The sequence below is a fragment of the Burkholderia contaminans genome (genome assembly GCF_029633825.1).
GTDB lineage: Bacteria > Pseudomonadota > Gammaproteobacteria > Burkholderiales > Burkholderiaceae > Burkholderia > Burkholderia contaminans.
This window is the reverse complement of the sequence record NZ_CP090640.1, coordinates 2815721-2827758: the sequence shown is the minus strand read 5'-3', so window position 1 is coordinate 2827758 and position 12038 is coordinate 2815721. Positions and strand designations below refer to the sequence as shown.

Annotated in this window: 9 protein-coding genes, 1 tRNA gene and 3 pseudogenes; 11 read left to right on the top strand and 2 right to left on the bottom strand. The window is 62.4% G+C overall.

Annotated elements, in window-relative coordinates; all coding sequences use genetic code 11:
• The first annotated feature begins 31 nt into the window (after positions 1 to 31).
• The 3 genes and pseudogenes from LXE91_RS13150 to LXE91_RS13140 all read left to right on the top strand — a co-directional run.
• Positions 32 to 844 carry a DODA-type extradiol aromatic ring-opening family dioxygenase gene (locus LXE91_RS13150; RefSeq protein WP_039358874.1) on the top strand — a complete coding sequence of 271 codons (813 nt, stop codon included), beginning with the start codon at positions 32 to 34 and terminating at the stop codon, positions 842 to 844.
• A 57-nt stretch (positions 845 to 901) separates the two neighbouring features.
• Positions 902 to 2377, top strand: coding sequence for a 2-hydroxymuconic semialdehyde dehydrogenase (locus tag LXE91_RS13145; RefSeq protein ID WP_039358876.1), 1476 nt, complete (start codon positions 902 to 904; stop codon positions 2375 to 2377).
• A pseudogene (locus LXE91_RS13140) lies at positions 2370 to 2711 on the top strand (RidA family protein); the annotation flags it as partial. The gene LXE91_RS13145 and the pseudogene LXE91_RS13140, both read left to right, overlap by 8 nt.
• A 99-nt stretch (positions 2712 to 2810) precedes the next feature.
• Here LXE91_RS13140 and istB read toward each other — a convergent pair.
• Positions 2811 to 3560 (bottom strand): IS21-like element helper ATPase IstB, encoded by a 750-nt coding sequence (gene istB, locus LXE91_RS13135; protein ID WP_046543512.1) that lies wholly within the window; start codon positions 3558 to 3560, stop codon positions 2811 to 2813.
• Between the two features lie 15 nt (positions 3561 to 3575).
• Positions 3576 to 5128 (bottom strand): annotated as a pseudogene (gene istA, locus LXE91_RS13130) (IS21 family transposase).
• A 300-nt stretch (positions 5129 to 5428) separates the two neighbouring features.
• Here istA and LXE91_RS13125 point away from each other — a divergent pair.
• The 8 genes and pseudogenes from LXE91_RS13125 to LXE91_RS13090 form a co-directional block, all read left to right on the top strand.
• Positions 5429 to 5548: pseudogene (locus tag LXE91_RS13125) on the top strand (RidA family protein); the annotation flags it as partial.
• Between the two features lie 13 nt (positions 5549 to 5561).
• Positions 5562 to 6374, top strand: a complete 813-nt coding sequence (gene mhpD, locus LXE91_RS13120; protein ID WP_039358881.1) for a 2-keto-4-pentenoate hydratase — start codon at positions 5562 to 5564, stop codon at positions 6372 to 6374.
• Positions 6371 to 7135 carry a 2-keto-4-pentenoate hydratase gene (locus tag LXE91_RS13115; protein WP_039358883.1) on the top strand — a complete coding sequence of 255 codons (765 nt, stop codon included), beginning with the start codon at positions 6371 to 6373 and terminating at the stop codon, positions 7133 to 7135. Before mhpD ends, LXE91_RS13115 begins: the two co-directional genes overlap by 4 nt.
• A gap of 59 nt (positions 7136 to 7194) precedes the next feature.
• A complete protein-coding gene (locus tag LXE91_RS13110; protein ID WP_039358886.1) occupies positions 7195 to 8136 on the top strand; it encodes an acetaldehyde dehydrogenase (acetylating) in 942 nt (313 codons plus the stop codon).
• Positions 8137 to 8226: 90 nt separating this feature from the next.
• Entirely contained in the window at positions 8227 to 9189 is a 963-nt protein-coding gene (gene dmpG, locus LXE91_RS13105; protein ID WP_395460140.1) for a 4-hydroxy-2-oxovalerate aldolase, read from the top strand.
• A gap of 188 nt (positions 9190 to 9377) precedes the next feature.
• Positions 9378 to 9464: transfer RNA gene (locus LXE91_RS13100), tRNA-Leu, on the top strand.
• Between the two features lie 218 nt (positions 9465 to 9682).
• Positions 9683 to 10882, top strand: coding sequence for a tyrosine-type recombinase/integrase (locus LXE91_RS13095; RefSeq protein ID WP_003056225.1), 1200 nt, complete (start codon positions 9683 to 9685; stop codon positions 10880 to 10882).
• Positions 10879 to 12015, top strand: a complete 1137-nt coding sequence (locus tag LXE91_RS13090) for a PDDEXK nuclease domain-containing protein (RefSeq protein WP_003056224.1) — start codon at positions 10879 to 10881, stop codon at positions 12013 to 12015. The genes LXE91_RS13095 and LXE91_RS13090 overlap by 4 nt, the downstream gene beginning before the upstream one ends.
• Positions 12016 to 12038 lie beyond the last annotated feature (23 nt).

Here is a 12038-nt window from a genome sequence, read left to right as displayed (position 1 = left end):
CGCGGACAAAAAGACCAACAGGAGACTCAATATGACCATCGTATCTGCATTCCTCGTCCCCGGCAGCCCCCTGCCGCAGCTGCGGCCTGATATCGCGCCGTGGGGGCGCCTGCGCGAAGGCATGGCGCGAGCCGGCAAAGCGCTTGCGGCGTCGAAACCGGACTGCGTGCTTGTGTACTCGACGCAATGGTTCGCGGTGCTCGACCAGCTGTGGATCACGCGGGAGCGAAGTACCGGGCTTCATGTCGATGAAAACTGGCATGAATTCGGCGAGCAGGCGTTTGATATCCATTCGGACTCCACATTGGTGGAGCACTGCGTACAAGCGTGCAATGCAGCGGGCATCAAAACGCGAGGGGTCGACTATGACCAGTTTCCGATCGACACCGGCACGATCACCGCGGCAACGTTGATGGGCTTCGGCACGGCCGATATCCCGGTCGCCATCGCCGCCAACAACCTCTACCACAGCGCCGAGACGACCGAGCAACTGGGCGCAATTGCAGCGGCCACAGCCTCGGACAAGCGTGTGGCGGTCGTCGGAATTGGCGGCCTTTCCAACGGCATGTTCCGCGAAAACATCGACCTTGGAGAGGATCACATCTTCGCCGAAGCCGACGACAAGTGGAACCGGCGTGTGCTGGCGCTCATGGAAATCGGCCATATCGACGTACTGCGCGCAACCCTTCCTCAGTACGCCAGCGAGGCGCGCCCTGATATGGCGCTCAAGCACTTCTACTGGCTACTCGGCGCAATGAACGGCGGCTTCAAGAAATCGACTGTCCATGAGTATGCGCCCCTCTACGGCAGCGGCGGCGCTGTCGTGGAGTTCAGCTTGCAGTAACGCCTTCCATCACGGCTTGCACGGCGAGTCCACATTTGCCTCCAGGGAGCTTTCGTTTTGAAGCAATACAAGAACTTTATCAATGGCCGATTCGTCGAGAGCGACAGAAGGTTTGCCGGGATCAATCCAGCCACCGGCATTCGCTTTGCCGATGTTCATGAAGCCACCAGGGAGATGGTCGATGCGGCCGTCGAGGCGGGCCACGAGGCAGTGCGCGGCTGGGGTGCGACGTCGGTGATCGATAGAGCCGACATGCTCTATCGCATTGCCGACGAGATCGATCGGCGTGCCGATGATTTCCTGGATGCCGAAGTGAGCGATACCGGCAAGCCGGTGTCACTGGCTTCCAGATTGGACATCCCGCGCGGCGCAGCGAATTTCCGCATCTTCGCCGACATTCTGAAGACCGCGCCATTGGACACCTTCCGCACCGAGCTGCCGGGCGGTGCGCAGGCCATCAACTACACCGTGCGCAAGCCGTTAGGTGTTGTCGGCATCATCTCCCCCTGGAACCTTCCCCTGCTCTTGTTCAGCTGGAAGGTGGCCCCGGCGCTGGCCTGTGGCAATGCCGTGGTGGCAAAGCCCTCGGAAGAAACACCGGGAACCGCGACCCTGCTCGCCGAAGTCACGCAGACTGCCGGCCTTCCCCCGGGCGTCTTCAATCTGGTGCATGGCTTCGGACCCGACTCTGCCGGAGAGTTCATCAGCACGCACCCCCGCATCAACGCCATCACCTTCACCGGCGAATCGAAGACGGGCACGGCGATCATGCACGCGGCCGCGGAGGGGGTGAAGCCCGTATCGTTCGAACTGGGTGGCAAGAACGCCGCCATCATCTTCGCCGACTGCGATTTCGAAAAGACGGTGGAGGGAATGACGCGCGCGGCATTCCTCAACAGCGGCCAGGTTTGCCTGTGCTCGGAGCGGATATTCGTTGAACGCCCCATCTACGACCGCTTCGTGAAGGCGCTCGCTGAGCGAGCAAAGGCAATCAAACTGGGCGACCCCACCGACGAGACAACCGGCATGGGGCCGGTCATCTCCGCCGCCCACCGCGACAAGGTGCTGAGCTACTACGCACTGGCTCGCGAGGAAGGCGCCGAGTTCATCGTCGGCGGCGGCATCCCACGCTTTGGCAACCAACTCGATGATGGTTTCTGGGTGGAACCCACGCTGATTGCGGGGCTGGCCGACGACGCGCGATGCGTCACGGAAGAGATTTTCGGACCCATCGGCCACATCTCGCCTTTCGATTCGGAGGCTGAGGTCATCCGGCGCGCGAATGCGACACCCTACGGCCTGGCTGCGACGATCTGGACAAGCAATGTCAACAAGGCGCACCGCGTCGCGCAATCGATGAACGTCGGCATTGCATGGGTCAATACCTGGTTCCTGCGCGACCTGCGTACTCCCTTCGGCGGAAGCGGCTTGTCCGGCATCGGGCGCGAGGGCGGGCTGCATTCGCTGAACTTCTACTCCGAACTCACCAACGTCTGCGTCCATGTAGATGCGCCGGATGCCGCCCATGAATGAAAAAGCCGACAGCAACGCCAATACTTCTTCGGCGGTCGTCCAAGGGCGAGCCCAACCGCGCGGAAAGTTCCCGCACGCCAAGCGCGCGGGGGACTTTCTCTTCGTTTCGGGCACCAGCTCGCGCCGCCCCGACAACAGTTTCGCGGGAGCCGAAGCCGATGCGATGGGCGTGCTCAATGCGGACATCCGTGCGCAGACCCGCGCCGTCATCGAGAACATCCAGGCCATCCTGCAAAGCGTCGGCGCGGACTTGACGGATCTGGTCGAGCTATCCGCCTTCCTGGTCGATATGGGCGACTTCAAGGGCTACAACGAGGTGTACGCCGAGTATTTCTGCGTATTTCGGGGAAGTTGAACGCCCGTTTCGGTGAAGTCGAACAGGCCAGGAGGGAGGTGCTGCGTTGTGCTTAGATTGTACTGCAGGTGTTCGAGATCAGGCTACTTTTTGATCAGGTGCGTTCTTCTTGCGCATCGAGTCGCCCTTCAATGCAAGCTTGTGAGCCTGATGGACGAGGCGGTCGAGGATTGCGTCGGCGAGAGTCGGGTCTTGCAGCCAGGCGTGCCAGTGTTCAAGGGGCAATTGCGATGTGATGATCGTGGATCGCGTGCCGACGCGATCGTCGAGCACTTCGAGCAAGTCGTTGCGCGCGCCCTGGTCGACGTCCTGCAGTCCCCAGTCGTCGAGCAACAGGACGTCCATCTTGGCGAGCTGCGCGAGCCGACGTGTGAAGCTGCCGTCGCCATGGGCGATCTTCAATTCCTCGAACAGCCGGGCGACGCGCACGTACAGCACGGAGAATCCCTGTCGGCAGGCCTGCTGGCCGAAGGCGCAGGCGACCCATGTTTTTCCGGCGCCAGTCGGCCCTGTCAGGATGAGGTTCTGTGCATTGCGGATCCAGTCACAGCCGGCGAGCGTAGCGACGATACCCTTGTCGAGCCCACGGCTCTGCCGGTACTCGATGTCCTCAACGCAGGCCTGGGGATTCTTGAGCTTCGCAGACTTGAGCAATCGCTCGAGCCGCCGGGTATCGCGCCAGGCGATCTCACGATCCACGACCATGCCGAAGCGTTCCTCGAACGACAGGCTCGTGCTGGCCGTCAGCGCCGCCTGTTCCTCGAACGCGCGAGCCATGCCGTCCAGCTTGAGGGCCTTGAGCTGGGAGAGGGTTTGCTGCATCAACATCGCGACCTCCTTGGGTCAGTGGTAATACTTGGGCCCTCGCACGTTCTCGTGCAGGGGCGACTGCCATTCGGTGGCCCCGCTTTGTGGCAGTGGATGCTTGTCGGCGCCGGTTTGCAGGATGGTGCGCACGGACCGCTGGGTCGGCGCGCCAATCACGAGTGCGCGCTGACACGCCGCTTCCAGCCGCTCCTTGCCGTACTTGCGCGACAGCGACAGCAGACCCAGGCAGGCCCGGTATCCCATTTCCGGGTGCGGACGGTTCGTCAGCAAATGCCTGACGATCGCCTCAGCGCTGACGCCGATCGATGTACCCCAGTGCAGCAGCCGGCTCGGGGTCCATTCCATGTGGGCGCGGTAAGCCGCAGGCATATGCTCGGCCACGGTGGTGTACTTCCCTTGAGCCGACTGCGAGCGTGGGCGGCAACGCGCTTGCCGCCGTGCAGGACTTCTACACCGTAACGCGTCACGCGCGCGTGGACTTCCTGACGCACAAGACTGTGCGGTGCGCTGTAGTAGTGACCGTCTACCTCAATGTGCGCGTCAATGTTGACGCGGCACTTCTGGAAGGTGGCGATTTCGTAGCGACGCGTCGGCAACGGGCGCAGCGCCGGTTTGTCGAGCCGCTCGAACCACTCGCGTCGAGTGCCATCGAGCTTCTTGAACGGCCGCGTATTCAGGTCATTGATCAACCCGGCGATCGCCTTGTTCAGTTCGGCCAGACTGTAGAACCGGTAATTCCGGAGGCGGGCGAGAATCCATCGTTCGACGATCTGTACGCCGACCTCAACTTTCGCCTTATCCTTCGGCTTGCGCGGGCGCGCGGGCAGCATCGCGGTACCGTAATGGTTCACGAAGTCCTGCGTGGTCAGGCCGAGCGTGGGTTCGTAGCGGTCGGCGTTCGAGATCAGTGCCCTCGGGTTGTCGGGCACAAGCAGAGCGGGCACGCCGCCGCAGAACTCCATCGCGTCAATGAGGCCACCGATCCAGTCGGGTGTCGCTTCCGATCGCGTAGCGCACGCATACGTGTAATTCGATGCGCCGAGCACGGCGACGAAGATGTGCGCCTTGAACGCAATGCCGCCGGTGCGATCGAGAATCGGCACCGTTTGCCCGGCGTAGTCGGCGAACAACTTCTCGCCGGCGTAATGTTGCTGGGGCATCGAGCGCTTCAACGTCTGGGCCCAGTCCTTGTATCGCTGACAGAACTGCGTGTAGCGCAAGGTCTTCTGGCCGGGGTTCGCGCCGACGTACTCCTCCCACAGCAGTTGCAAGGTTACGCCTTTGCGGCGCAACTCCCGATGAATCCAGGCGCAGTCAGGCTCCATGCGCTTGCCTGCGGCCGTCGTCGGAACGGCGCCGTTGACGAGCAACTGCTCCAGCTCTGCCTCGGACAGCGGCTCGATCTTCGCCCAGTCCGAGCCGGCCGAGGCGGCAAGCTGCAAATATTGGGTAATGGTACCGAGCCCGACGCCGAGCGCGCCGCTCACTTGCCGGTGAGACAGATTACAGGTCCATTTCAGGCGAAGCACATCTTTTATTTTGCGCATGGTCGTCCGGTGAGCCGGCATAGTCGGTTTCTCCCAAAAGGAGCAACCTTAACCGCCGGCCGATTGAGCCATCCGCAGTACCGCCAACCGAAACCGCGCCTTTCGTTTCGGCACGCCGAACACACATTTCGGCGCAGTGAACAGCCGTTTCGGCGGGCTGAACACCGATTTCGGGAAGATGAACACGCGTTTCGGAACGCCGAACACCAATTTCGGAATACCCCGAAACTGTTCGACTTCAAGCGAAACGGCTGTTCACCTTCCTCCGGAAACCCTGTTCGACTTCAACCGAAATCCGTGTTCGGCTTCGCCGAAATACGCAAGTATTTCGGCTACGACGGCCCCACGCGCACGACCGTGGCCGTTCACCAGCTGCCTCACCCGATGCTGCGCATCGAAATCAAGGCGGTGGCCTACAAGCCTCTCGCGTCACTCGCATAAAGGAGTATCCATCATGACGCCACAACAACGCGAAGAGGCCGCACGGGCTCTTTATCGGGCAGCGCAGAATGGTACGTTCATCCCCCCGCTGCGGGAAACCTACCCGGACATGAGTGCGGAGGATGCCTACACGATTCAATCCATCAACACCGACAGGCGCATCTCCGAAGGTCGGCGCGTCGTGGGTCGCAAGATCGGATTGACCTCGCTCGTGGTCCAGCGTCAGCTGGGTGTCGACCAGCCTGACTTCGGCTCGCTCTTTGATGACCTGTCTTTCGGCGATGCAGAAATCGTACCGCTATCGATTCTTCATCAGCCCAAGGTGGAGGCTGAAATCGGTTTTGTCCTCGGACGCGACCTAAACATGGAATGCCCCACACATCAGGAAGTCCTTCAAGCGGTGGACTATCTGATTCCGGCGCTTGAAATTGTCGGCAGCCGCATCGACTCCTGGAACATCAAGTTCGTGGACACCGTGGCCGACAACGCATCGAGCGGCGTCTACGTGTTGGGCTCGACGCCGATTTCTCCTTCCGGCCTGGACCTGAGTCTGGCCGGGATGTGTCTGTCGCGACGCGGAGAACCCGTCTCCACGGGCGCTGGCGCAGCTTGCCTGGGCAACCCGCTGAACGCCGTGGTCTGGCTTGCGCGCACCATGACGCGCGTCGGAAAGCCGCTGCGTGCCGGCGAACTCGTGCTGTCCGGCGCCCTCGGCCCCATGGTCGCCGTCAATCCGGGCGATGTGTTCGAGTGCAGCATCAACGGGCTGGGCACCGTTCGCACAGAGTTTGAATCGGATAACCAAGACGCTGGAGTTACGGCATGAGCGCACACGAGGAAATCATTACCCGACTGGACGACGCCGCGCGATACGCGCGCGAGGTCCCCCAGTTCGACCAGGACAACGCCCTGAGCCTGCCCGATGCTTATGAAATCCAGCGGGGATCCATCGCTCGCAGGCTGGAGCGAGGCGAGCGCCGTGTCGGCGTGAAGATGGGTTTCACCAGCCGCGCCAAGATGCTCCAGATGGGGCTGTCTGACGTGATCTGGGGACGGCTGACTGACGCGATGCAATTGGAGGAAGGCGCCGATGTGCAGCGTTCGCGGTTCGTGCATCCGCGAGTCGAGCCGGAACTCGCCTTCCTGCTGAAAAAGCCGCTGACGGGCAAGGTCACTGGCGCCGAGGCCCTCGCTGCGGTCGAAGCCATTGCACCCGCATTGGAATTGATCGACTCGCGCTACCGGAACTTCAAATTCACGCTGCCGGAGGTCATCGCCGACAACGCTTCCTCGAGCGGGTTCGTGGTCGGCGGCTGGCATTCTCCCGCAACCGATTTTCGCAACCTGGGCCTGGTCATGAGCATCGATGGGCGCGCTGTGCAAGTCGGCTCCACCGCCGCGTTGCTCGGCGACCCATTGCGCTCGCTCGTGGCCGCGGCACGCGTCTCGGCAGCGGCGGGAGAGCCTTTGGAAGCCGGCTGGATCGTTCTCGCGGGAGGCGCGACCCCCGCGGAGTGGATCCATCCGGGCCAACACATCTCCCTGCGCATGCAAGGCCTGGGCAGCGCCGGTTTCCAACTGGTCTAGTACGCGAAGGCGCCCCCTCCCCGGACAAGCATGTGCCTCAGCAAAATCTGGAGTTCTGTATGACCCGCAAATTCAAGGCTGCCATCATCGGCAGTGGAAACATCGGTACCGATCTGATGATCAAGATCATGCGCCACGGCCAGCACATCGAGGTGGGCGCGATGGTCGGCATTGATCCTGCCTCGGACGGCCTGGCCCGGGCATCTCGTCTCGGCGTGGCCACCACACACGAAGGTGCCGAAGGCTTGACCCGAATGCCCGTCTTCGAGGAAATCGACTTTGTTTTTGACGCGACCAGCGCGAGCGCGCATCTGCGCAATGATGCCTTGCTGCGTGAGCACAAGCCGGGCATCCGCATCATCGACCTGACGCCGGCTGCCATCGGTCCGTACTGCGTTCCCGTCGTCAACGGCGAGCAGAACCTGGACGCGCTGAACGTCAACATGGTCACCTGCGGCGGCCAGGCGACCATCCCGATGGTGGCGGCGGTGTCACGTGTAGCGAAGGTCCACTATGGCGAAATCGTCGCCTCCATCGCCAGCAAGAGCGCCGGGCCAGGTACCCGGGCGAATATCGACGAGTTCACCGAGACCACATCGAAGGCCATCGAGGCGGTAGGCGGCGCCACCAGAGGAAAGGCCATCATCGTGCTGAACCCTGCCGAGCCACCGCTGATCATGCGCGACACCGTATACACGCTCAGCAACATCGCCGACCGGAAGGCAATCGCCGACTCCATTGCGAGCATGGCGGCCGAGGTCCAAAGCTACGTGCCCGGCTACCGACTGAAGCAGTCGGTTCAATTCGATCTTGTCGAGAATCTCAACGTGCCAGGTGTAGGCCGGATTTCCGGGCTGAAAACCAGTGTTTTACTGGAAGTCGAAGGTGCTGCGCACTATCTGCCCGCCTATGCAGGCAATCTCGACATCATGACCAGCGCAGGACTGCGCACTGCCGAGCAGATGGCCGCACGGATGGCCGCTCGCACCGTTGCCGCCTGATCAGGGAGTACCCCGATGAACAATGACCAAAAAGCAGAGCAGACCAAACTCTACATTTCCGATGTGACGCTTCGTGATGGAAGCCACGCTATCCGCCATCAATATTCCGTCGCTCAAGTACGGGGGATCGCGCAGGCACTGGACGAGGCTCGCGTGGATTCCATCGAAGTTGCACACGGCGACGGCCTGCAGGGCTCGAGCTTCAACTATGGTTTCGGTGCGCACACCGATCTCGAATGGATCGAGGCGGTGGCCGATGTGGTCAAGCACGCCAAGATTGCGACGCTGTTGATACCGGGTATCGGCACGGTCCATGATTTGCAGGCCGCATATCGCGCAGGCGCTCGCATCGTACGCGTAGCGACCCATTGCACGGAGGCCGATGTTTCCCGGCAGCACATCGAATTCGCACGCAAGCTGGGCATGGACACGGTGGGTTTTCTCATGATGAGCCACATGTCTTCGCCGCAGGCGCTGGCTCAGCAGGCAAAGCTCATGGAAAGCTACGGCGCGACCTGCTGCTACGTCGTCGATTCCGGCGGCGCGATGAACATGAACGACGTCCGGGATCGCGTGCGTGCCATGCGTGACGTATTGGCGCCTGAGACCACGATCGGCATTCATGCTCACCATAACCTCAGTCTCGGCGTGGCCAACTCCATCGCGGCCGTTGAGGCCGGGGCTATCCGTGTGGACGCGAGCCTGGCCGGCATGGGGGCCGGCGCCGGCAACGCGCCGCTCGAGGTGTTCATCGCCGCAGCCGAGCGCCTGGGCTGGCATCACGGCACCGACCTGTATCGGCTCATGGATGCCGCCGACGACATCGTACGTCCGTTGCAGGATCGTCCGGTGCGTGTCGATCGTGAGACGCTCGCACTCGGCTATGCCGGGGTCTACAGCTCGTTCCTGCGCCACGCGGAGGCAGCCGGCCAAAAATACGGACTGAAGACGGTCGACATCCTGGTGGAACTGGGCAAGCGCCGCATGGTTGGAGGCCAGGAAGACATGATTATCGATGTGGCGCTCGACCTGAAAGAGAAGGCGTGCGGATAACGCGCGGTTCAACCGCGTCGCCCACAAAAATGCGGACGGGTTCAAACGGCGCGCGTGCCCACCTCCCCTCCTTCGCCCGTCCGACCAGCGTCCTCAATTATTTTCGTTCGCGATCTGAAATTGTGTTGACAGCCTCTTCGGACACGCTATAATTGCGTTCTTTCGCGATGCAGCAACAAGCGAAACGTGCCCAGGTGGCGGAATTGGTAGACGCACTAGGTTCAGGTCCTAGCGGTGGCAACATCGTGGAGGTTCGAGTCCTCTCCTGGGCACCATCTGTTTTATAAAAAGGTCGGCTTCTAGCCGGCCTTTTTTCATTTCACCATGACTCCAGCACCGAACTTTGCTGGACTACGCCGAAGCCCGATACAGCAGGTTTATCAATAACTTAGGCGAGTCCAACATATGCCGGTGCTTTCCGAAACCTGACCCGGCTTCCCCTCTGATGGCCCCTACATGGCTCTTGGGAATCGGGTCTTTCCGAGGAGTCATCGTGGCAAAACTCAAGCTCACCAAGTCCGCAGTCGATGCGGCACAACCCCAGGCGCAGGCCGTCGAACTCCGGGACACGCTGGTGCCCGGCTTCCTGTGCAAGGTTACACCAGCGGGCCGCAAGGTGTTCATGCTCCAGTACCGCACGAACGCTGGCGAGCGGCGCAAGCCCGCCCTGGGCCTGTACGGGGAACTGACCGTCGAGCAGGCCCGCTCGCTGGCCCAGGAATGGCTGGCCGAGGTGCGCCGGGGCGGCGACCCCAGCGCGGCCAAGGCCGCCGCCCGTTCAGCCCCCACGGTCAAGGAGCTGTGTACCAAGTTCATGGAGGATTACTCCAAGCAGCGCAACAAGCCCAGCACCCAGCGCGGGTATCAGGCCGTCATCGACCGCTGCATCGTTCCGATGCTGGGCCGTTTGAAGGTCCAGGACGTGAAGCGCCCGGACGTGGCCACGGCGATGAAGAAGATGGCGCACAAGCCGGCCGAGGCCAACCGTGCTTTCAGCGTGATGCGCAAGATGTTCAACCTGGCCGAGGTGTGGGGCCACCGGCCTGACGGCACCAACCCCTGCCGCCACGTCCCGATGTACCCCAACGGCAAGGCCACCCACCTCATCAGCGACGAGGACATGGGCAAGCTGTTTCGGCGACTGGAGCACATCGAAGCCGAGGGTCTGGAGAACTACGTCATCCCGCTGGCGATCCGCCTTCAATTCGAGTTCGCCGGCCGCCGCTCCGAAATCGTGACGCTCCGATGGGATTGGGTGGACCTGGACAACCGCCGCGTGGTCTGGCCGGACAGCAAGACGGGCGGCATGTCCAAGCCCATGAGCGAGGAAGCCTATCGACTGCTCTCGACGGCGCCACGGCAGGAAGGCACTCCCTATGTGCTGCCGTCTCCAAGCCATCCCGGCAAGCACCTGACCACGGGCGAGTATTACGGCGGCTGGAGCCGCGCCCTCAAGGCGGCGGGCGCCACGCACGTCGGCACGCATGGCATCCGCCACCGCTCCGCGACCGACATTGCCAACTCGGGCATCCCGGTCAAGGTCGGCATGGCGCTGACGGCGCACAAGACCGTGGCGATGTTCATGCGCTACGTCCACACCGAGGACGATCCGGTGCGCAAGGCGGCCGAGCTGGTGGCGAACCGGCGCAAGACGATCACCGAGGCGCAGCGGCCTGCGGAGGTGGCTGCATGACCAAGAAGGCGCCTGCGATGGCGGGAGTCGCACCCGCCGCCGTGCCTGCCGGCTACGCCGGCATCCACGGCGGCATCGTGGATCTGCTCGATGCCGCGCGCCAGACGGCAGCGCGCAGCGTCAATGCGCTGATGACGGCCAGCTACTGGGAGATTGGCCGCCGCATCGTGGAGGCCGAGCAACAGGGCAAGCGGCGCGCGGGTTATGGCGAGCAGTTGATCGAGCGGCTGGCAAGCGACCTCACCCAGCAGTTCGGCCGTGGCTTCAGCCGTCAGAACCTGCAGCAGATGCGGTCGTTTTTTCTGACCCGGCCAATTCGCCAGACAGTGTCTGGCGAATCTTCCCCGGAGCCAGTGCGGCCTTGGCGGCTGGACGAGCTGGCGCAGGTCTTCACGCTGCCGTGGTCGGCCTATGTGCGGCTGTTGTCGGTCAAGGACGAGCATGCGCGCCAGTTCTATGAAGCCGAGGCCTTGCGCGGCGGCTGGAGCGTGCGCCAGTTGGATCGGCAGATCGGCAGCCAGTTCTACGAGCGCACGGCGCTGTCGAAAAACAAGGCGGCGATGCTGGCCAAGGGCGCGGTGGCCAAGCCCGAAGATGCCGTCGCGCCCGGCGATGCCATCAAAGACCCCTATGTGCTGGAGTTCCTCGACCTCAAGGACGAGTATTCGGAGTCCGATCTGGAGGCCGCCTTGATCCGGCGGCTGGAAGACTTCCTGCTCGAATTGGGTGAAGGGTTCACCTTCATTGGACGGCAGCGGCGCTTGCGCATCGACCAGACCTGGTATCGGGTGGACTTGCTGCTGTTCCATCGCAAGTTACGCTGCCTGGTCATCATCGACCTGAAGCTGGGGAGTCTGACGCATGCGGACGTAGGCCAGATGCACATGTACTGCAACTATGCCAAGGAACACTGGGCCTATCCCGAGGAGAACCCGCCGGTGGGGCTGATTCTTTGTGCCGACAAGGGGCTCGCCCTGGCGCGGTATGCGCTGGAGGGCTTACCCACCAAGGTCATGGCGGCGAACTACCGGATGGTTCTGCCGGATACCGATGTGCTGCAAAAGGAACTGGAAAGCACGCGGCTCTTGCTAGAGTCTCGCGGAACGATTCGTCCCAAGACGTGGAAGCGGTAGACACACCTGCGGAGCTATACGCC